19 protein-coding genes and 1 pseudogene are annotated in these 20,749 nt (G+C 62.9%); 14 read left to right on the top strand and 6 right to left on the bottom strand.

Going from position 1 to position 20,749, the window contains the following annotated elements; translation table 11 throughout:
* Both EA473_RS04370 and EA473_RS04375 read right to left on the bottom strand, forming a co-directional pair.
* Positions 1-191: pseudogene (locus tag EA473_RS04370) on the bottom strand (IS4 family transposase); the annotation flags it as partial.
* Between the two features lie 82 nt (positions 192-273).
* Positions 274-3,564: a hypothetical protein gene (locus tag EA473_RS04375; RefSeq protein ID WP_124194452.1), complete on the bottom strand. Its 3,291-nt coding sequence runs from the start codon at positions 3,562-3,564 to the stop codon at positions 274-276.
* Between the two features lie 290 nt (positions 3,565-3,854).
* Here EA473_RS04375 and EA473_RS23190 point away from each other — a divergent pair, with 290 nt between their 5' ends.
* The 6 genes from EA473_RS23190 to EA473_RS04405 all read left to right on the top strand — a co-directional run bounded on the left by EA473_RS23190 (position 3,855) and on the right by EA473_RS04405 (position 8,600).
* Positions 3,855-4,103, top strand: a complete 249-nt coding sequence (locus EA473_RS23190) for a glycosyltransferase (RefSeq protein ID WP_394341295.1) — start codon at positions 3,855-3,857, stop codon at positions 4,101-4,103.
* A complete protein-coding gene (locus EA473_RS23195) occupies positions 4,103-4,255 on the top strand; it encodes a hypothetical protein (protein ID WP_207890140.1) in 153 nt (50 codons plus the stop codon). The genes EA473_RS23190 and EA473_RS23195 overlap by 1 nt, the downstream gene beginning before the upstream one ends.
* 163 nt (positions 4,256-4,418) lie before the next feature.
* Complete coding sequence (locus tag EA473_RS04390; protein ID WP_124194453.1) at positions 4,419-4,706, top strand: hypothetical protein; 288 nt, start codon at positions 4,419-4,421, stop codon at positions 4,704-4,706.
* Positions 4,693-6,198 carry an aminodeoxychorismate synthase, component I gene (gene pabB, locus EA473_RS04395; RefSeq protein ID WP_124194454.1) on the top strand — a complete coding sequence of 502 codons (1,506 nt, stop codon included), beginning with the start codon at positions 4,693-4,695 and terminating at the stop codon, positions 6,196-6,198. The genes EA473_RS04390 and pabB overlap by 14 nt, the downstream gene beginning before the upstream one ends.
* Positions 6,195-6,770: an anthranilate synthase component II gene (locus EA473_RS04400; RefSeq protein WP_124194455.1), complete on the top strand. Its 576-nt coding sequence runs from the start codon at positions 6,195-6,197 to the stop codon at positions 6,768-6,770. The genes pabB and EA473_RS04400 overlap by 4 nt, the downstream gene beginning before the upstream one ends.
* A gap of 144 nt (positions 6,771-6,914) precedes the next feature.
* A complete protein-coding gene (locus EA473_RS04405; RefSeq protein WP_124194456.1) occupies positions 6,915-8,600 on the top strand; it encodes an aldehyde ferredoxin oxidoreductase family protein in 1,686 nt (561 codons plus the stop codon).
* Positions 8,601-8,680: 80 nt separating this feature from the next.
* Here EA473_RS04405 and EA473_RS04410 read toward each other — a convergent pair whose 3' ends face one another.
* Entirely contained in the window at positions 8,681-10,771 is a 2,091-nt protein-coding gene (locus EA473_RS04410; RefSeq protein ID WP_124194457.1) for a serine hydrolase domain-containing protein, read from the bottom strand.
* A 105-nt stretch (positions 10,772-10,876) separates the two neighbouring features.
* Here EA473_RS04410 and EA473_RS04415 point away from each other — a divergent pair, with 105 nt between their 5' ends.
* Both EA473_RS04415 and EA473_RS04420 read left to right on the top strand, forming a co-directional pair.
* Positions 10,877-11,218: a winged helix-turn-helix domain-containing protein gene (locus tag EA473_RS04415; RefSeq protein WP_124194458.1), complete on the top strand. Its 342-nt coding sequence runs from the start codon at positions 10,877-10,879 to the stop codon at positions 11,216-11,218.
* 1 nt (position 11,219) lies between these two features.
* Positions 11,220-11,552 carry a DUF7521 family protein gene (locus EA473_RS04420; RefSeq protein ID WP_124194459.1) on the top strand — a complete coding sequence of 111 codons (333 nt, stop codon included), beginning with the start codon at positions 11,220-11,222 and terminating at the stop codon, positions 11,550-11,552.
* A gap of 73 nt (positions 11,553-11,625) precedes the next feature.
* Here the strand turns inward: EA473_RS04420 and EA473_RS04425 are convergent, their stop codons facing one another.
* Positions 11,626-11,958, bottom strand: a complete 333-nt coding sequence (locus EA473_RS04425; protein ID WP_124194460.1) for a hypothetical protein — start codon at positions 11,956-11,958, stop codon at positions 11,626-11,628.
* Between the two features lie 656 nt (positions 11,959-12,614).
* Between EA473_RS04425 and EA473_RS04430 the strand changes: the two genes are divergently transcribed.
* Positions 12,615-12,920 carry a hypothetical protein gene (locus tag EA473_RS04430; protein WP_124194461.1) on the top strand — a complete coding sequence of 102 codons (306 nt, stop codon included), beginning with the start codon at positions 12,615-12,617 and terminating at the stop codon, positions 12,918-12,920.
* A 112-nt stretch (positions 12,921-13,032) separates the two neighbouring features.
* Here the strand turns inward: EA473_RS04430 and EA473_RS04435 are convergent, their stop codons facing one another.
* Positions 13,033-14,337 (bottom strand): TIGR00341 family protein, encoded by a 1,305-nt coding sequence (locus EA473_RS04435; RefSeq protein WP_124194462.1) that lies wholly within the window; start codon positions 14,335-14,337, stop codon positions 13,033-13,035.
* A 133-nt stretch (positions 14,338-14,470) separates the two neighbouring features.
* Here EA473_RS04435 and engB point away from each other — a divergent pair, with 133 nt between their 5' ends.
* Positions 14,471-15,088, top strand: a complete 618-nt coding sequence (gene engB / locus EA473_RS04440; protein WP_124194463.1) for a GTP-binding protein EngB — start codon at positions 14,471-14,473, stop codon at positions 15,086-15,088.
* A gap of 551 nt (positions 15,089-15,639) precedes the next feature.
* On the opposite strand, the gene ubaA is transcribed toward engB, so the two are convergent.
* Positions 15,640-16,491, bottom strand: a complete 852-nt coding sequence (gene ubaA, locus EA473_RS04445) for an SAMP-activating enzyme E1 (RefSeq protein ID WP_124194464.1) — start codon at positions 16,489-16,491, stop codon at positions 15,640-15,642.
* Between the two features lie 158 nt (positions 16,492-16,649).
* Here ubaA and EA473_RS22705 point away from each other — a divergent pair, with 158 nt between their 5' ends.
* The 4 genes from EA473_RS22705 (at position 16,650) to EA473_RS04460 (ending at position 20,531) form a co-directional block, all read left to right on the top strand.
* The gene (locus EA473_RS22705) at positions 16,650-16,835 is read left to right on the top strand and encodes an HVO_0416 family zinc finger protein (protein ID WP_124194465.1); all 186 of its coding nucleotides are present in this window, start codon (positions 16,650-16,652) and stop codon (positions 16,833-16,835) included.
* Positions 16,836-17,015: 180 nt separating this feature from the next.
* On the top strand, positions 17,016-17,174 hold the full coding sequence (locus EA473_RS23355; protein WP_449289210.1) for a DUF7563 family protein: 159 nt from the start codon (positions 17,016-17,018) through the stop codon (positions 17,172-17,174).
* Between the two features lie 302 nt (positions 17,175-17,476).
* Complete coding sequence (locus EA473_RS04455) at positions 17,477-19,345, top strand: UvrD-helicase domain-containing protein (RefSeq protein WP_124194466.1); 1,869 nt, start codon at positions 17,477-17,479, stop codon at positions 19,343-19,345.
* 16 nt (positions 19,346-19,361) lie between these two features.
* Positions 19,362-20,531 carry a M24 family metallopeptidase gene (locus EA473_RS04460; protein ID WP_124194467.1) on the top strand — a complete coding sequence of 390 codons (1,170 nt, stop codon included), beginning with the start codon at positions 19,362-19,364 and terminating at the stop codon, positions 20,529-20,531.
* Positions 20,532-20,749: the final 218 nt, after the last annotated feature.

Consider the following 20,749-nt stretch of genomic DNA (forward strand, 5'->3'; position numbering starts at 1 on the left):
GTCTCATCAGCTGTCGAGTTGTAGCTGCGTCTGAAGCCAGCGAGTGTTCGGCTTTCGCCTGCGGCGAAACCGAACACGAATGCCCAGACGAATGCGGGAATCTGGAGCTTGCGGTCGCGTTCGACCACGCCGAGTTCCTCGGCGTGCTCTTCGAGGAACTCGGAGGGAAACAATGTAGTGAGCCGACGCATAATCCGAGATGAGGAGGTTTCGTTGTGCACACTCGATACCTCCTCATTCCTTCCGAAAAGTATCCACGATAAGCTGTCGCTGTCACGTGGTTTCACGCTTAGCTAAAGACGGATAAAGCGGGAGGTTGGTGCCCGGAAGGAACTCGTACCCCTGTTCGATTAGCTGGGGAACTTTTTCGTTGATGTGGCTCGCTTTCTTGAGTCGTTCGCTCCCAGTTCCCCGGGACGGATTTGCGGATTTTCTGTTGTCGCTCGTCGGCTCGAGGACGTGAGTGACGACCGGCAGGGCAGGCTCCCCGTCTGTGGTGTCGGGTCTGGTCACGCGGACGAAATCGAGTTCGAACCCGTCGGCGATGTCTCGATCGGGTTTGTAGTTCTGGATCAGTGCAGACTCCCCTTTCCCCAACTGGGCTGGTTGAAACTCGTTCCAGACGTAGTCTGCCTGCAGGTCCTCGAGGCTGAGGTCGTTGCGGTTTATCTTCAGGCGGTTGGTTCCACTGCCTTTGAGTAGGCTTGCGGCGACGAGTTCTTCGTTTACGTTCCCCTTCATATCGTGGACGATTTTTCCGTTCTCCCGCTTGTCCGCTGCCGGGTCGGTTGGGCTGTGTTTTCCTCTCTGCCAATGATTTCTGTAGTACGCTGAAAAGACGAACTCCGTGAGAAGCGGTTGGATCGAGGTTTCAGCCACGTCGTGGGCTCTGGCCCCCTTCTTTGCTGCTTCAGTAATCGTGTTCGAGACGATTTGTACGTCGAGATAACTACCACGAAGTGGAAGATCGTCGACGCTCCGCCCGAAATCTGGCGTGGTGTCCTGGAAGGTCCCGACCAACCCGGGCGAGACTCCGTCTGGCTCGTCGGCTCGCCGCAGGGTCCGCGCACCTGCTTCTACTGCCTCTTCAAAGCGGTCTGCTCTCTGGAGGATGGAACGGCCGATCGAACCGAGACGCGCGAACGCCCCGCCGATGATGAGTCCGCCGGCCGAATACCCCAGATACCACATGACGGCAAACGGCATGTACGTGTCGTCCGGCCGACGGTGTGGATTGTCGTCGTCTTGTTTTTCAACGAGACCGTCGACGGTCTCCCAGTATTTGTCTGGAATCCCTTTGAGTGCGGCGACGAGGTACCCCGCTGCAGCTTGTAGATTGCCGAGGAGATCGGAGAACAGCGAGAGGAATCCGTCGAAGACGACCCGCAGATCAATCGTAGCGAGCGACACGATTACGTCTTTGAGACTCGTGACTCCGTCGACGAAATCGCTAAACCCGGTGAGCAGCCCCTTGATGCACCCGTGGGCTGCAGCGAGAAGCTGGCTGTCGTACTCTTTTGTAGATCGGACGTACTGCATATACAGCGACGTGAACGAGTTCGCATCGAGCAGAGACAGCGGATAGTCGTCTCGATCGATAGTCAGGGACGGTATCGGATCGAACACCGGCAACTGACCGGGCTGGAAATCGAAGGCGACCGACGTTCCACTCGCCTCTGCATCGATTTCCACGTTATGTACACCCAGCGGAATTCGTGAGGACGTTTTGAACAGACCCATCGCGTTCGTGGTGGCTACTTCGTCTACGCCTCCAAACTGGACGTCGATCGTATCGAACAGCGCCGCCCCCTCACTGTCGATAACAGCGCCAACAACAGGCCGGGCCGGGTCAAATACGACGCGGTGTCGGGAGTGAGTCTCATCGACATACACCCCGACTTCTTTCGTCTGGTTGACCTCTGGTGATCGGACGGTTAACTCGTAGTCTCCTGAAGGTATGTCCGAGAAGGTTGTGACCCCGTCTGCCGAAGTGCGTTTGATCTCATCACCCCCATCAACTGGTCGCAGAGTAACCGCAGCGTCGTCAAGCGGTGATCCTCTTGCGTCTTCGACGTCGACAGTATACCTGACGGATTCCCCGGAGGAAACCTGGAACGCGTGTTCGGACCACTCGTCATCGATCCTGGTCGATAGATCGTCACGATCACTCTCTTCCCAGAGAGTGACTTGAACGTCGTACTCGCCGTCTCTCCCGTCGTCTTCGACCAGCCACTCTAACTCGAGAGCGAGCTCTTCGCCGGCGTGTACCGTGACTGGCTGCCCGGTCTCACCGTCGTTATCGTACGCGTTCCCATCGCTGTCGTGGAGGGTATACCCGGCAAAGAACGTGTGGGCCTCCGTCCCTGTGTTGAGAATAGTGGCGGTAGTGACGACCGGGTCACCGTCCGAATACGTTCCATCGGGGGTTTCGATGTCGATGATCTCCGCTTCGATTTCAGGTGCGTCGTTTTCGATCCGGAGCGCTTCGTACTCCCACTGTTCGTCGAGTCGGGTCCGGAGTCCGTCACGATCGTTTTCTTCCCACAACGCAACCTGCGTGTCGTAGTGTCCCGTCGTCACTTCCGACTCGACGGTCCACTCCAGAGTAACCTCCGTTGACTCACCCGGTTGCAACGAGATCGTCTTCCCGGTGGTTTCGTCGTTGTCGTGTATCTCTCCATCCGGGCCGTGGACGGAGTAGCCGAGGAAGTACGTGTGACTCGCGTTCCCGGTGTTTCCGACGTTCGCAATCGTCTCGACGGTACTTCCTGGAGTGTATTCGCCGCTGTCGGGACTGATCCAGTGTATGTGGCCGTCGATCTCTTCTTCCGCCTCGACGACGTCGAAGGCGTCGTACTCCCTCACGTCGTCGAGGCGAGTGGAGAGGTTGTCGCGGTCGCTTTCTTCCCACAACGCCACCTGTACGTCGTATTCGCCGTCCGGGGCGTCTGACTCCGCTTTCCACTCCAGGTCGACGGTCCGGGACTCACCCTCGCTAAGAGAGACCGGTCGCCCCGTTCCGTCGTCGTTGTCGTAGATCTCCCCATCCGGGCCGTGGACGGAATAGCCGAGGAAGTACGTGTGACTCGAGGATCCCGTATTTTCGACGTTCGCAGTCGTCTCGACGGAATCGCCGTGAGTATACGTTCCGGTTCTGGGACTGATCCAGTTCACCTGGCCGTCGATTTCCGCTTTCTCCTCTTCGACCTCGAAAGCGCCGTTGTCCCACTCGTCGTCGAGGCGAGTGGAGAGGTTGTCGCGGTCGCTTTCCTCCCAGAGCGCGACCTGTACGTCGTACGTTCCCTCTGGCGTGTCCGACTCCACGATCCACTCCAGGTACACTCGATGGGATTCACCAGGCTGCAACGAGGCGGTTTGCCCCGTTCCACTGTTGTTGTCGTAGATCCCACCATCTGGTCCGTGAACCGAGTATCCCACAAAATACGTGTGGCTCGTGGTGCCGGTGTTCGCTACGTCCGCCGTCGCCCACACCGAGTCCCCCTCTCCGTGATTTCCGCTCTGGGTGGTGACCCTCTCGATCTCCCCCTCAACTCCCCCGGACATTACACGAATTCTATAAATTCTGAACAAGTAAATTTTGGGATGTGTGTGAATTCGGTCGAGATGAGATGATCGACACCGATACGCTGGACCATTCCTGGCAGTAATGACAGTATGAATATGACTTTCGGAGAGATCAGTAGGATAACGGATAGTACGGAAAGAAACAGCCAATTCCCGCTCCAGCAGTGCTGATCGGCGGTCGATTCCGCAGCGGTCGGACGAAACCGCTCGTCCCTGCACTCGAGATTTGCCACGGTATCGCCGATCCCGCGCTACCGGGAGTACTATCGATGACCGGACCACGACAGCCCGATTCCGTCGATCGGATTGCTATCGAAACACAAGGACTCGTCGCGCTCGAAGCGAACGCCTGCGGAACGCCTGTCGTCGCCGCTGATGCTGGCGCGTTGAAGAATACCGTTCTCGAGGGTGAAACCGGCTATCACTATCCACCGGGGGACGTCTTCGCACTCTGTGATACGGATTACTGTAACTGTTTACCGGCGCACCCGCGACCCGGGCGGCGGGTGCGCCGGTAATGATTTACAGTAAACCGTATGAGACGATCGAACGGACACTGGCGGACCAGCGACGACTGAGCGATCTCTGTCTGCGCCGCCGCGAGATGATCTCGGTCGAGCACTCACTCGAGCAGCTACAGACCCTCTACAACGCACTTCCTGCGGCGTGATCGGGACCGAGTGGTGTGTCGATCTCGATCGAGCCGTCACGATGGAACTGGTAATCGATCGAACCCTCACGATGGAACCGGTATTCGATCGAGCTACGTGCTATTTCAATCGTCTAAATGTCGGAAGGTTCTTATTTGTCTCGAGGTTCACAGGACAACAGTGATGAGTGACGTAGCAGCGACCCTCCCGGTGGACCGTGGCCTCGAGGAGTCCGGACAACCAGCAGGCGGAAATGGCCATCAGAAGGCAGTTTCTCGTCGCCGTCGACGGTTCTCGAGCGTCGAACGGGGACAATCCCCGAAGAACGCCTTTCGGACGGATTGCCGTCACTGTGTACCCGAGGCCGCGGAACGTCGCTCGGTCGCTCCGGAAACGACGGACAGTAAACCGTCTCACCCGTCTCCGAGTGCGGCGATCCGACGCGCTCGCGTCACCCATGACGTCGACTGATGGGAACCCCGTCGTCCGTACGGATCTCGAGGCGTTTCGCTCGCTCGCCGAGGACGCGCCGCCGAACGCTCGCGTCCCGGTCGAAGTTCGGGTTCGCGTCTCGGATCCGTTTCTCGCGTACAGACGGGCTCGAGATGGGTGGGGCGGCGTCTTCTTCGAGACGTCCGGCGGCGACGACGGGTGGAGTTACTTCGGCGTCGAGCCCGCCGACTGGATAACGCGATGGTCGACGGACAATCGAACCAGTTTCGAGGTGCTCGAGGGGCTGCTCACGGACACCGAACTGATTCGAGGCGAAGTCGACGTCCCGTTTCCCTGTGGGGCGTTCGGCTGGCTGTCCTACGATATCGCGCGCGAACTCGAGTCGCTTCCGGGGACGACCGTCGACGACCGCGGACTTCCCCGCCTACAGCTCGCGACGTACGACACCGTCGCCGCCTGGGAAGAGCCTCGAGACGGATCGACGACGCTTCGAATTACGTCCTGTCCCGAGATCACGCCCGAATCGGATCCTGAAGAGCGCTACGAAACCGCGCGTCGAAACGCACTCGACCTCGCCGACCGGGCCGTCTCCGGATGCCCCGGGGTCGGCGATCCGCCGTCCGACCGACGAACCGCGACGTTCGAAAGCGAATGCGGGAAACCGGAGTACGCGGACCGCGTCCGGCGCGTGAAGGCGTACATTCGGGATGGGGAGACGTTTCAGGCGAACGTCTCTCAGCGACTCGTCGGTCCCGCGGTCGTCCACCCGGTTACGGTGTTCGGTGGACTGCGCCGGACCAACCCGGCACCGTACTCCGCGCTGCTCGAGTTTCCCGGCGTGGACCTCGTCAGCGCCAGTCCGGAACTCCTGCTCGACGTCGAGGGCGATCGGCTACGGACCGAACCGATCGCCGGAACGCAGCCGCGAGGGGAAACCGAACTCGAGGACGCACGCCTCGAGACGGAACTCCTCGAGAGCGAGAAAGAGCGCGCGGAGCACGCGATGCTGGTCGACCTCCAGCGAAACGACCTCGGAAAAGTCGCGGCCTACGGCACGGTGGCGGTCGAGGAGTTCCGCCGGGTCGATCGCTACTCGGAAGTGATGCACACGGTTTCGGTCGTCACCGGGACGCTTCGTGACGAGGAAAGCGTCGCCGACGCGGTCGAAGCCGTGTTTCCGGGCGGGACGATCACGGGCGCTCCGAAGCCCCGGACGATGGCGATCATCGACGAACTGGAAGACACCCGGCGCGGCCCGTACACCGGCGGAATCGGCGTGTTCGGCTACGACGAGCGGGCGACGGTGAACATGACGATCAGAACGCTCGTGCGGACCGGTGACGAGTATCACCTCCGGGTCGGTGCGGGGATCGTCCACGACTCGGATCCACACCGGGAGTACAACGAAACCCTCGCCAAGGGCCGGGCGTTGATCGATGCGATCGGCGACGCGATCGACGAACCGCTCGAGGTGGACGATGGGACGATCATCGGAGGGTCACGACGATGATTCTCGTCGTCGACAACTACGATTCGTTCGTGTACATTCTGGTCCAGTACGTCGGCGAGTTCGCCGAGGACGTCGCCGTCCGCCGGAACGACGAGATCACCGTCGAGGAGATTCGGACACTCGAGCCGGACGGTATCGTCGTCTCGCCCGGACCCGGAACGCCACGGGACGCCGGGGTTTCGATCCCGATTTTCGAACGGACCGAAATCCCGTCCCTCGGCGTCTGTCTCGGCCATCAGGCGCTCTGTGCGGCCGAGGGAGTTCCCGTCGGCCACGCCGACGAGGTCGTCCACGGAAAGTCCTCGGAGACCACACACGACGGAGCGGGGATCTTCGACGGCGTCAGGGATCCGTTCGAAACCGGCCGGTATCACTCCCTCGCGGTTCGTCGCGAGGATCTCCCGCCGACGCTCGTCGAGACCGCTCGAACGGCCGACGACCGACGGACCGTGATGGCCGTTCGCCACCGCGAGAAACCCCACGTCGGCGTGCAGTTTCACCCCGAAAGCATCCTCACCGAGGACGGATCGACGCTGGTCCGAAACTTCTGTGAGCGGCTCGCTGGTCACTGATCCGAACTGTTTTCCGGTGTCACTGGTCAGAACTGTTTCCCAGCGTCACCGATCCGGACTGTTGTGGGGTAGGTCAGCCCACGTTCGATACGAGGGGTTCCGGTGTCGGTACCATTTTGCGAATACAGGTTATAGACTGGATCGATGAAACACGTTCACGGCCCACTCCTCACGATCGACCTGGGTGAGCATCGATCCGAGAGCGAGGAGATCGACGACGTCCTCGAGCGTTCGATCGGCGGACGGGCGCTCGGTACCAGACTCGCCCACGACCGGATCCCCTTCGACGCCGATCCGCTGGGTGCCGAAAACCGACTGTACTTCGCGACGGGGCCGCTCCAGCACTCGACGATGAGTTTCACCGGCCGAATGTCGGCGACTGGGCTCTCGCCACTGACCGACGGATTGCTCTCCTCGAACGCCGGTGGCTTCCTCTCGCGGAACTTCACCGGGACTGGATACAGCGCAGTCGAGGTCACCGGCGCGAGCGACGAACTCGTCGTCGTCCACGTCACCGACGAGGGCGTCGAGTTCGAGCCCGTTCCGGATCTCGCGGAGGCAACCGTCTCCGAAACCTGTGCGTACGTCGAGGACGAACACGGCCTCGGGTCCGAACATACGGTCGTCGTCGGTCCCGCCGGCGAGAACGAGGTGCGGTACGCCTCGATCATGACCTCCGAAGAGCGGGCGTTCGGCCGGGGCGGGCTGGGTGCCGTCCTGGGAGCGAAAGGGGTCAAGGCGATCACGTTCGACGGCGACTCGACCCGGGACGTCGAGATTCCGCCGCTCCAGATGGAGATCCACGGCGAGGCCGGCCGGTCGGATCACGTCATGAAACGTCAGGGGACCACCTCCGTCGCGGAGTACGCAAACACCGTCGACGCCCTGCCGACGCGGTACTTCTCGGAGCTTTCCTTCGAACACATCGACGACATCAAAGGCGACCGCGTCGAGGAGAAAAAGTACAAGAAGGGGACGTGTTCGGCCTGTGCGTTCGCCTGCAAACTGCCGACCAGAGACGAGGAGTCGGGCCTCGAGACGGAGGGCCCGGAGTACGAGACGCTGATGGCGTTCGGGTCGAACTCGGGGGTCGACGACATCGTCGACGTGATGAAGTCGAACAAGCTGTGTGACGAACTCGGCCTCGACACGATCTCGGCCGGCGACGTCGTCGCGGCCTACCTCGCGAGCGAAGACGAGTTCGGCAACGCCGAACTGATCCACGAGACGGTCGAGAAGATCGCCTACCGCGAGGGGATCGGCGACACGCTCGCGGAGGGGGTAGACCGGATCCACGACGAACTCGGCGTCGAGAACTGGTCGGTCAAGGGCATGGAGTTTTCCGCTCACGACGGGCGCACGTTGAACGGACAGGGGCTCGCGTTCGCCACGTCGAATCGCGGAGCCGACCACATGTACGCCGAGTTCTATCCGTACGAGTACCCCCTCGTCGACGCCGAGAAGGCGTTCGAGAAGGAGGGCCTCGAGGAGAAGCCGCCGAAGATCGTCGAACTCGAGAACGTCAACGCGATCAAGGACAGCGCCGTCCTCTGTAAGTTCTCCCGGAGCTTCGTCGACGAAGAGCGTCTCTCGACGCTTCTGGACGCGGAGTACGACGAGTTGCTCGATATCGGCGGCGAGGTCGTCGCCCTCGAGCGTCACTTCAACAACCAGCGCGGCTTCGACCGGGGCGACGACAGGCTTCCGTACGAGGTCCCGGGCTTCGACGACGGACTCTCGGAGTACTACGAGGAACGCGGCTGGAACGACGACGGGACGGTCCCCGACGCGGCGATCGGCGACGAAAGCGGTGTCCCGGCCGACGACTGATCGGCCGCCCGTCGCCAGCGGCCGCGTCTGACGCTCGTTTTCGACTCGGATCCCACCGCAACGACGGACAGTGGGCCGTCTCAGAGGCCCAGCAGACCGAGCTGGAACAGTCCCCAGACGAACGCGAGTCCGAGGACGGCCAGCGCCGTCTGGTGGAGACGCGCCCGACCGGACCAGTCACCGTCGGACCACGCGAGAGCGCTTCCGACGGCCGTCGCGGCCGCGAGCAACGCCACGACTGGCGGAAGCACGAGCGCGACGCGAAGCGAGAGCGGCATGGTCACGAACGCCATTTCGCCCGCCGCGGCGAACCCCGCGAGGAACAGCCCGACGAACGAGAGCGAGACGACGCAGAGCCCGACGCCGGCGGCTCGAGCGAGCCACGACCGACTGCGGAGTCGTGACGCGAGGCCGTCTCGGATCGTCATCGAGGCGTCGGCGTCCGCTTCGGCGCGCGCTCGTACTCGACGTCGCTGCCAGCCGCGCCAGACCGCGAGGGTGGCCCACCCGAGGACCGATAGGGCGAAGCCGACGAGCGGGGCACCGACGGCGACGCCCACGACGAGCGTCCGCTCGGAGAGCGGGACCGGCTGGAACGTGACTACCGGCAGGCTGTTCAGGTGGAGCGTCTGGACCTCGCCGTCGTCGACCTCGGCCACGAGGACGTCGTCGCCGCCGACCTCGTGGTAGACGTACGGCTCGGTTTCGACCCACTCCTGTTCATCGAACCCGAGCGTGTCGCTCTCGAGGCGGCCGTCGCCGACCGCGTCGACCGATAGCCGGGTGACGACACCGAGGGCCTGCTCGGGCCCGTCGTCCGGCACTTGGGAAAGGTCGTACTCGCCTGCGACCGCGTCCGCCCGTTCGCCCGCGTTGTCGTCTTCACCGAACGCTTCTTCGGGTGTGTCTGTTGTCGAGGTGAGGTCGTACGCCGTCAGAATCCTGTCGGCGGCGTCGGACGGTAACGCCTCCTCGTTCCGGACGTTGTAGCTGACGAAGACGGCGACGTCCTCTTCCGGCGCGAGGACGAGTTTGCTCGTCGCGTGGAGTAACCCGCCCGAGTGGGCGATCAGGTCGTCCTCCGGCGGGCCGTACTCGTAGAAGCCGTAGCGCCAGTCGTTGATCTCGGGGTGGCGCTCGTGGTGGACGTCGTGCATCGTCTCGACGGTCTCCTGCTCGAGGATTCGGGCGTCGCCGACCGCACCGTCGCCGAGGTGGGCGCTCGCGAACGTCGCCATGTCGGTCGACGTCGCGCTCATCGAGCCGGCCGGCCGCCAGTTGATGTAGAGTCGGTCGGCCCGTTCGGCGCCGTCTGCGGTCGGCTCGTGAGGTGCCGCGAGTTCCCCCGGACGGTCCTCGGGGACTGGCTGGGCGAACGTACTGTGGTCCATCTCGAGGGGCTCGAACACCTCGGACTGGACGTACTCCTCGAACGTGGTGTCGTGGGCCTCGGCGACGACGTGGCCGGCGAGCATCGTCCCCCAGTTCGAGTAGCGGGGCTCCGCTCCCGGTGGCGAGACGCGCTCGGGTTGGGTTTCGACCAGCGCCGTCTCGAGCGACGTCACCTCGTCCGGATCGTCGGCCAGCCCCGGGTTGAGCCTCGTGTCGAAGCCGGCAGTGTGCGTGCCGAGGTGACGCAGCGTCACGGGGTCGTCGTACGTTTCCGGAATCTCGACCGCCGAATCCTCGAGGTAGGTGTTGACGTCCTCGTCGAGGTCGAGCGTGCCGTCCTCGACGCCCTGCATCACGGCGGTCCAGGTGACGAGTTTGCCCACGGAACCGGTCATAAATGCCGTCTCGTTCGCCCGCACCGGTTCCCCCGTCTCGAGGTCCGCCTCGCCGTAGCCCTTCGCGAGGACCGTCTCGTCGCCCTCGACGACGGCGACCGTCGCGCCGGGAACGTCGCCGTCGGCCATCTCTTCGGCCATCACCTCGTCGACCAGCGCCTCGAGTTCCTCGGGGTCGTCGAACACTACTTCGTCGGATGGAGCGTCTGTTTCCTGCGCTCCGGTCGGGGTACCCGCGGCCAGGGCCGGGCCGGAAGCCAGTACCGGGCCAGAAACGCCTGCGATCAGAAGCGACACGACGACTGCAGCCAGCAGGCCGGACGAAAGCGCCGATCGACCGATAGCCCGACTCCGGTCGGATCGGCGAGCGGGTGAACGGATCATCTCGTTCGTCCCCTCGCACGGAACCGTCAAAGCGCCTCGAGCACGGCTTCAGGGGGTGAAGTCGTCGGTACGATTTTATATCCGCTCTCCCTGCACGTACCCATCGTGAGTGAGGAGCGTCTCGAGGACCTCGCTGCCCTGCTCGAAGACGAGACGGCGCGGCGCATCCTTACTGAAACGTACCGGAAACCTATGTCAGCGAACACGTTGAGCGAACGGTGTGGCGCGTCGAAACCGACAGTGTACCGCCGGCTCGAGGATCTGCGACGATGTGATCTGCTCGTCGAACGGACGCGTCCGGATCCCGAGGGGGGACACCATCACACGGTGTACGCGACGAACTTAGAGCGGATTGTCGTCGAGATAGACGACGACGGCATCGACTTCCGGATCGATCGACAGGAGAACATGGCCGATCGGTTCACACGTCTGATCGAGGGGATGTAAGATGCTCGAGACGCCGCTCCAGGTCAGCGAGGTGTTTCGCGCCGATCAGTTCGAACTGGCGATGCTCGGGATCAACCTCCTGAAGGGGATACTCGGGTTCGTGATCGCCTACATCGCGTACCGGGGGTACCGGCGCAACGAGAGCCGGCCCATGCTGTACATCTCGACCGGATTTATCCTCCTCCTCGCCGTTCCGTTCGTCTCCTTCGCTGTGGCGATTTCGCTCGTCGCGGCGGTCGACCTGCCGCCGGTTGCCGAGCAAGGGGTCGTCGTCGTCTCCGAACTCAGCCAGCTTATCGGCTTGCTCGTCATCGTCTACGCCCTCCGAATGTGAGGTTCCCGTCCGTCGCGTCTTGCGCTCTCGCGCCGTTTGCCGGTTCAGTCCAGTTTTCCGTGTCGTCCCGCACTCACCCATCGGTCCGGTTTTCGTCGTCCTCAGCCCGGTCCGACGGTGGCTCTCGATCGTCCCCGCGCGAACGAAGCGGCGCGTCGTCGGCTCGAGACGGATGAATGTTGAAGTTGTGCCCCCTGTACGGATCGGTTTCCGGATCGTACGATAGCTCGCTGCGCTCGAAGAGATAGATGAAAAAACCGAACAGCGGGATACAGAAGGTGATCGCCGCCCATTTGCGCGGCGGCTCGAGTCCGACGCGGCCGGCGTCGTAGTAGGTAAACGCCGTCAGGCCGAGGTGCCAGGCCAGCGGAATCCCCACGATCACCACGAGCAAGATCGTGTCCATATCGGGTCTACGGCTCGAGTGTACTAAACAGGCAGCCATGCTGGGACGCTCTCTTTCTGCACGGAGAGAATCCAGCCGTAAACCGACGTCCTCAGAACGCGGAGCGCGCTGATGGGCATCGAAAACCTTCGGTTTGGCCACCGGGAGTGAATCCGGCGACGCCGACACAATCCACGTTCGGTAACAATATGGACATTTGAATCCAGTCAGAAAGTAACATGGCATACACCGAGGGGGCACGACCCGCCACCCAATCGGACAATATCAGGACCCCGAGATCCAGACCGGTCGAGACGCCCTCGAGAAACGCGGTTCGTGAAGAGTCGGGGTCGGCACCGAATTGCGGTGATCCGACCGTGAGGTGCCGAATTGCACTGACTACCGTACGCCACCGAATTATGCTGAACCTATAGTAGCCACTGGAAGTCAATGCACACTTGATCGCACGATAGCTGTGCGATCAGTTTGTGAATAGTTCCAGTTGTTACTATACCGTGACAGTGACGGCTTACGCGTCTCGGCTCGAGTCGTTCTCGTGTGCCGACGGCGACCAGTTCACAATTGCACCGATAAACATCAGCTTCGACGGGAAAACGGTTCCCGGGTTTATCGATGAGCGGATTGATACGTCGATGCCCGGTATGGGTAGATCAGCTATGCGCGATACAAACCACAGATCAGTCGGCCGACGGCTCGCAGCGGCGGTGATCGTCGGGACGGTCCTGATTGCGATGACTGCCGGCATCGGGGCGGCGGTAGATGCCGAGGAAACGTCAGAAGAGTACACGTCGTACGAGGACTCGGTCGAGACGGTCAGCGAACAGGTATCCGAGGACGTCTCGGTCGCTACGGAAGTCGAACACGAGGAAGTAGCGGAGCCAATCGTCCCCGACGATATCGGTGACGTGGTCGTCGATGACGTTCTCGACGAACCGCTGTTCGACGGATCGTCCATCCTCTAGTCCTTCCCATCCAAGCGTCGATTACGAGCGAAATCGGCCCACACCGCATGATTTCGCTCATCAGTTCAGGCTGGGCCAGTACCGCCTCCGACAGGCGGCGGTCACCCCGCCGTTATCCGTTATCCTCCCGTTCGACGAGACCGAGATACCTAATCTCGACGTCGACGGGATCGTCGGCGTGCTGATTGATCCGCTCGTGTAACGTATCGGCGAGTCCGGGTGCCGGTTCGCCCGGTGGACCGCCGATCGTCACGACGACCCGCTCGGGGCCGAGGAACGGATACTCCTGGTCCATGACGACCTCGAACTCGAGCAGTTGATACTGGGCGAACTCCTCGTCCTCGAGGACGAGTTCGGCCTCGCCGCGGGCGTTTTCTTCGAACGTCGCGACGGCAAACGAGGAGTACGTGATCGCGCCGAGGAAGACGGCGAAGACGAGGACGATCACCGCGAGCCCGACGACCCGTCGGCGGACGCGTTCTTCGGTCTGGCCGAGCGAGAACAGGTTCTCGGGTCGGTAGCCGGCGTACCACAGCGTGAGCAACCCTGCGAGGTTGACCGAGAGGACGTTGACCAGTACGAGGACGGTCGAACCGACCGCGGCCGAGGGCTGGCCCCAGGCGATGGCGATACCGGCGGCCGCCGCCGGCGGGATTAACGCTGCGGCGATCATGACGCCGACGAGCGCGACCGACGTTCCGGTTGCAATGCTGATGATCCCCGCGACGCCGGCACCCAGTGCGATCACAAGCGAGAGCAGATCCGGCGCGAGCCGTTCGGAGATCTCGTCGACGTCTCCGATCGCGAGCCCCGGCGGAACGATGTTCGTCACCCTGACCATCCAGGCGAAGACGGCCGCGGCCGCGATCGCGAGGACGATCCCGACGATCTGATAGAGAACGCTCTCGAAGAACAGGTCCTCGTCGTCGATCACCGTCCCGACGCTCGCACCCAGTGCCGGTCCGATAAGCGGTGCGATCACCATCGAGCCGACGACGACCGCCGGCGAGTCGAGCAGGAGGCCGGCGGTTGCGACCACCGAACTGATTACCGTCATGATCGCGTACACCGCGAACGTCGGCGTCAACGACTCCGCTTCGGACTGGAGCTCCTGTCTCGAGATCCGATCGGATTCGACGTCGCCGTTTTCGTACTCCTCGCGCAACACCTCGAACCGACGGGAAACGACCGTCTCCGCGTCGACGACGACCGTGTAGGCGTCGTCGTCGATCCCCGCCTCCTGGAGTTCGTCGAGGACGCCTTCGACCGCCGGTGACGGCAACGGAAAGTAGACGACCGCCGTGTAGTCGCGATTGCTGTCCTCGTCGGTCACGACGTAGTCGATCCCCCGATCGTCCAGCGTCTCGAGGATCGTCTCCCGCCTGCCCGTCGGAACCGTCAGCTGTACGAGCCGCACACCACTCCCTGAGACGGGGAGGGGTCATAACTTTCGGTCATCCACGGTGAACATCGAGGGCACGTCGGAAACGACGGACAGTCCCCTCTCGCCGTGACGCTACATATTTCCTCGAGACGGTCCTACGGCCGGTATGTTCGATACACGTCCCGACCGCGAGGCCGAAGTCGCACTAGTCGGCCGCTCTAACGTCGGGAAGTCGACGCTCATGCGCGAGTTGACCGGTCACAGCTTCGACACCGGCGGGAAACCCGGCGTGACCCGCGAACCGAACCACTACGACTGGGGGCCCGAGGACTTCGTCATCACCGACCTTCCCGGATTCGGATTCATGAGCGGCGTCCACGAGGATCATCGCGAACAGATCAAGACGAACATCGTCCGCTACTTGGAGGAGTACGCCGAGCACGTCCTCGTCGCGATTCTCGTCGTCGACGGCAAGAGCGTTATCGACATCATCGACCGCCACTCCGGTCCCGACGAGATCCCCTACGACGTCGAGATGTTTCACTTCCTCCGCGATCTCGGGATTCCGACCGTCGTCGCCGTCAACAAAATGGACAAGGTCGACGACCGCGACGAGCGACTGGACGACCTCTGTGATCGGCTCGGACTCCTGCCGCCGTGGAAGCAGTGGCAAGAGACCATCGCACCGATCTCGGCCAAGAACGGAACCATCGACCCCCTGAACGAGACCGTTCGCGACCACCTTCACGAGCAAAAGCGGGACGATCTGTTCAAGTTCTTCTAGAACCGAACTTTTCCTCTGCGTGCGGTCGCGGAGCGACCGCACTCGGGAAAACTTCGATGAAAAGCACTCCTCCCTCCCCGCCAGCCGCGCACAGCGCGGCTTTTGGGTCGGTCGTCGGCCCGCTCACGGCGTTGCCGTTCGCGGTGAACCCGGTGTTTCGCCTGCCCTTCCCCGGGTCGCGCGCCTCTCGCAGTTGCTCGAGGCGCGCTCCCGGCCACAGCACTCACCGGGGTCGGACAGGGTTTTCGGGGGTCGAGTGGGTTCACGTTCTCGAGCCGATGACGCTCTCGTGGCTGGTGTCGTTCGATGGGGGTAGTCGGAAATCGGTGCGACTGAGCGGGCGTTGGCGACGGCGTCGGCGTGACAGTCCGGGTTCGTACAGCGGAACGTCTGACCCGTGGGACGCTCGCTGTTTCCTTTCGACCGGTAAAGAACTACGACCGTCCGTCTCACAGGGATTATCGTCGGAGTTCATCGTTTCCCGCTGAAGAACCGAAACACAGTGTCGAACGCCCGGTTTCGAGCCCTCCGGGAGGCGACGATAATCCGTCTCAGTCAGCAGTCAGCGAACAGCTCCCCTCGTAACTCGCGTCCTCGATCGATTCGATCTCGGGCTCGTCGCCACAGACCGGACACGCGGGGTTCGCGAGCACGTCGACCGTCTCGAAGCTCATGTCCATCGCGTCGTACATGAGCAGGCGTCCCTCGAGGGACTCTCCCTTCTCGAGGAGGTACTTGACGACCTCCGTGGCCTGGATGCAGCCGACGGTGCCGGGGAGGACGCCGAGGACGCCGGTCGTCGCACAGTCGGGAACGGTGCCCGGCTCCGGGGCTTCGGGGAACAGACACCGGTAACAGGGGGGATCAGCCGCCTCGTCGCCGGCGTCCTCGTTCCGGTCGTTCGTGAACGTCGTCACCTGTCCCTCGAACCGGTAGATCGCACCGTGGGAAAGCGCCGTTCCGGTCAGCACGCAGTGGTCGTTGAGCAGGTACCGGGTCGGAAAGTTGTCGCTGGCGTCGAGGACGACGTCGTACTCCTCGACCAGTTCGCCGACGGTATCGGGGGTGAGACGCGTCTCGTAGGTGTCGACGTCGACGTCGGGGTTCAGCGCCGCGACGTAGTCGGCCGCGCTCTCGACCTTTGATCGGCCGACGTCGGCGTCCCCGTGGACGATCTGGCGCTGGAGGTTCGACCGTTCGACGACGTCGTCGTCGACGATCCCTAGCCGACCGACGCCGGCCGCCGCGAGGTACTGGATCGCCGGCGATCCGAGTCCCCCCGCGCCGACGACCAGCACGCTTCCCTCGAGGAGCCGCTTCTGTCCGTCGGGACCGATCTCGTCCATGATCACGTGTCTCGAGTACCGATCGAGTTGCGTCGCATCGAGGCGCAGGTCGCTCATGGGACCGTGTTGGGCCGAGAGCAAGAAAAGACCGCGGGTCGGGGTGACTCCGTTCTGTCGCGACGCGGCCGACACGAAGTGTGTTATCCTCTATCATGGTTGCGGCAGTCTTTCGGCCTACCCAACGATTTAATACTGTGGTGTGCGACAGCATACCTATGGCATCCTCACCCAACGGTGCCGGTGACGACGTTTTTGACCAATTTCTCGATGACCACGGCCACACAGTAGAACGAGTCGGGTGGGAACGGGAGTATAACAAGAAACAGTGTCCCGACTGCGGCGGCCTCCACGAGACGTCTGCGACTACCTGTACTGTCTGCGGGTGGGAACCGACGCCGTAGCAAGTACGTGTCCGGACTGCAGACGGCCTTTTCCCGCCGGCAAACTGCCGACGTCGGCTTGTTGTGCTGATCGACTCGACGTCGGCAGGTCCGGACGACGACGTTGTTCACTCATTTTTACACAGAGGTCACGACACAATTATAATGGTTGGGACGACACTAACTCAACGGTGAGAGAGATTGCCGAAATGCCAGAACTGTGAGGCCTTCGTCACTGACGCCTACGCCCGCGTATTCACCCCAAGCGACGTTAGCGAACCGCGCGTTTGCCCGGAGTGTGAGGACAAGATCCGCGACGGTGCCGACGTCCGATCCGCCCGATCACCACGAAACCCGTAGACGCTCGAGTCGCTGGTCCAGTCGCCGACGCGCGAATCCGAGGCCGGACGAACCCGCAGACCCTCGGGAACCTGTCGACGTGCAGACTCGAGGCCGTATGACCCCGACGGTACGGGACACAAGCAGGACGGAACCACCTCCAGTTCCGGTCCCACCGATTCACGTCAGTAGTCGGCCGAAGGCCATCTGTGGCCGCCATCGAATCGTCGCGCAATCGGTAGCCGTCAGGCTATTGTTTATCGGCTACAGCTATCGACGAAAACCCACGTCACTTATGAGTATCGCGCTCCTGAACAGCTATAATGGCTACTACGGAGACGAAGGTGACCCGGCTGTTCGGTGGTCCGGGAAGCGGGAAGACGACGGCGCTTCTCGACCACGTCGAAGAGATCTTAGAGCAGGACGACGTTACGTTTCGGGACATCCTCGTCGTTTCGTACACGCGAGCCGCAGCACAGGAAATTCGTGAACGACTGGCCGAGCGACTCGACGAGAGCCCCCGTGCGCTCCAGGGCAACGTCTGTACGATGCACGCGAAGGCCTACGACCTGCTCGATCTCTCTCGAAGCGACGTCATCGGTGAATCCGACAAAGAGGAGTTCTGCGAGGAGTACGGTCTCGAGTTCGAAGACGAGTACAGCGGTGCCGGACGTCGAACCGCCCGGTCGACGACGATCGGAAACAAGATCATCGCGACGAGCCAGTGGCTCCAGCGGACCCGCCGCGAGGTTTCAGACTGGTACGACGTTCCCTTCCAGTGGAACGTCGAGGAGGTTCGTCTCCCACCGGAGATCGATCCGAACGCACAGGAGGGGAACAAGTACACCCCGACCTGGCCCGCCGCGGACGATCGGATCGACGTTCCGGAGGCGATCCGTGCCTGGCGCACCTACAAGGGCGAGCAGGGGAAGATCGGATTCGCCGACATGTTAGAGCGCGTCAAACAGCGGTCGCTGCTCCCGAGCGTGGACTACCTCGTAATCGACGAGTTTCAGGACATCACGACCCTCCAGTACGACGTTTACGAGGAGTGGAAACCACACATGGAGCAAGTGCTGATCGCCGGAGACGACGATCAGGTCGTCTACTCCTGGCAGGGTGCCGACCCCGCGCTCTTGCTCGACGAGGACGTCGACGACGACGTTATTCTGCCGAACTCCTATCGACTTCCCTCCAACGTCCTCAACGCGGTCAATCAGGAGATCCGTCACATCGATCACCGACAGGACAAAGACCTCAATCCACGCAAAGAAGGCGGTGCCGTCGAGGCCCGCCGAAACGCCTCGATGCTCGACGTCGTCCGAATGGTCCGTCGGTCACTCGCCGAAGACGACGGCACCATTATGGTGCTGTTCCGGGCGCGATACCAGATGTTCCAGTTCATCGACGAGTTCATCACTGAAGGCATGCCGTTTACGTCGTTGACCGACCAGCGGATGTGGACCGACCGACTTACCCAGTACGTCCGCGCGGTCGAAGCGATCGACGCCGGCGAGGACGTCACCGGACTGCAGGCCCGTCGACTCGCCGATATGCTCCAGGAGTCGGCGTTCGGGAGCAACGAACGCGACGACCTTTTCGACACCATCGACGAGCGACAGGAGGAAGCGGGCATCGACGACCTCCAGGAGTTGATGATCCCCGGCCAGGTCGTCGAGGACCACGCGCCGTTTATGCCCGGCCCGGCCTCCGCGGCCGACATGGTCCGGAAAGTGACCAACTTCCAGAAGAAAAGCGTCCGCTCGTACTTCGCGATCGGAGAGTACCAGGGGATGGATACCGACCAGATCCGCGTCGGAACGATCCACTCCGCGAAGGGTCGTGAGGCAGACCACGTCATCGTCGCCACGGATCTCACCGAGAAGGTCGTCGAACAGATGGTCGCCACCGTCGACGATCCGACGGAGATCCCCGGTTGCGAGGAGTTCACCAAAACCACCTCGCCCGTTCCCGTCCTCACCGACAACGAACGCCGCGTCTTCTACGTCGGCATGTCCCGAGCCCGCGAACGGCTCGTTCTCCTCGAGAACCTCGTCGACGGCGCCCCGACGCTCCCGATCGACGTTCTCCTGCACAACCGCCTCACCGACACGAGCCTCGAGGACCTGGTCGAGCAGGCCCAACAGCCCGAAGCCGTAGACGGCGACGAGATCGAAGCCGGAGCGACGTGATCGGGACCGAAACGACGTGACCGAGGGCTCTACAGGCCGATCCGGAGGCCGGGACGACGGTGATTGCACACTCGAGGAGTTCCTCGAGGCGGAACTCGACGCTCGGGACGGGACGGCGTTCGTCCACGCCGGACCGAACCGTGTCCCGGACCTTCGGTACTGTGTGGCCGCCGCAGCCGAAGGCGACTCGGGGTCCAGGTGGGGGCAGATCGACTCGCCATCCGGGTCGCTGGAGACCGACTCGCTCTCGAGGTCGAAGGCGGCCGACGGTCTCGCGATTGCGATCGCGTTCGACGGCGATCGGTGGTCTCTCGAGTCGGGACTCCCGGCTTCCGCACCCGCGGATCGACTCGCGGGAGAACTCGCCGACCGCCTCGAGGGCGAGACGCTGCTGACGCCGGCGCGGATTCCACACGATGCAGCTCTCTTCCTCGAGCGACAGGGGTTCTCGCTCGCGTCGACGGACGTTCTCGCTCGCGCTCGGGCGAAGAAAGCGCCAACCGAACGCGAGCGAATCGCGACCGCCCAGCGAGCGGCGGCCGCCGGGATCCGGCGCGCGGCGTCGGCGCTCGCCGAGGCGACGGTCGAGGACGGGTGGCTTCGACGTGAGGAGACGCAACTGACGCGCGAGCGCCTGCGGATCGCGATCGACGAGGGAATCGTTTCCGCCGGGGGCTATCCGGCCGGGAATACGGTCGTCGAGTCCGGCACCGACGCCGGCGAACTTCGGCCCGGCGAGCCGATCGTCCTCGAGGTCGCACCGCGGGAGCCGACCGGCTACCACGGGGCGCTCGCCCGGACGCTCGTCGTCGACGCCGACGGCGGGCGGGAACGACGCGCACACGTCGCAGTCACGCAGGCGCTTCGGTCCGCACGAGCGATGCTCACCGCCGGATCGGAATCCGTCACGGCCGTCGAGGCCGACCTCGAGGCCGAAATCCGGGCGTTCGGCGAGGACGGACCGATCGAGACGCGAGTGTCCGGCCTCGGTCTCGAGACGGCGGAACGTCCCCTCGAGGGGAGTGACGACGTCGAACCGGGGACGATCGTCCGACTCGAGGCTGCGACCAGGCTCGCTGACGGTGTATGGGTTCGGATCGCCGATTCGATCGAGAAGACCGCCGACGGCGCGGCGGTTCTCGAGGCACCCTCGCGGTCGCTCGAGCCGACGACCGTCCTCGAGTGAGATCTTCCCCCCCTCGAGTCACCGTCGCGGTCGTCGCCCACGGGGAGGGACTGACGGACGTCTTCCGGATGGCGACTTTTCGGCCGGTGTCTGCTGATTCACGCCCGTCTGCAGAACGCAAAGCGTTCTGATGTGCGAACGAAAGCTCTGCTCTCGTCGACGTCGTGAACGACGGGATTTCCTCGCTGCTCAAAGATAGAGTCAACTGCCAGTCGGTT

The sequence above is a fragment of the Natrarchaeobius chitinivorans genome, assembly GCF_003841505.1.
Lineage (GTDB): Archaea > Halobacteriota > Halobacteria > Halobacteriales > Natrialbaceae > Natrarchaeobius > Natrarchaeobius chitinivorans.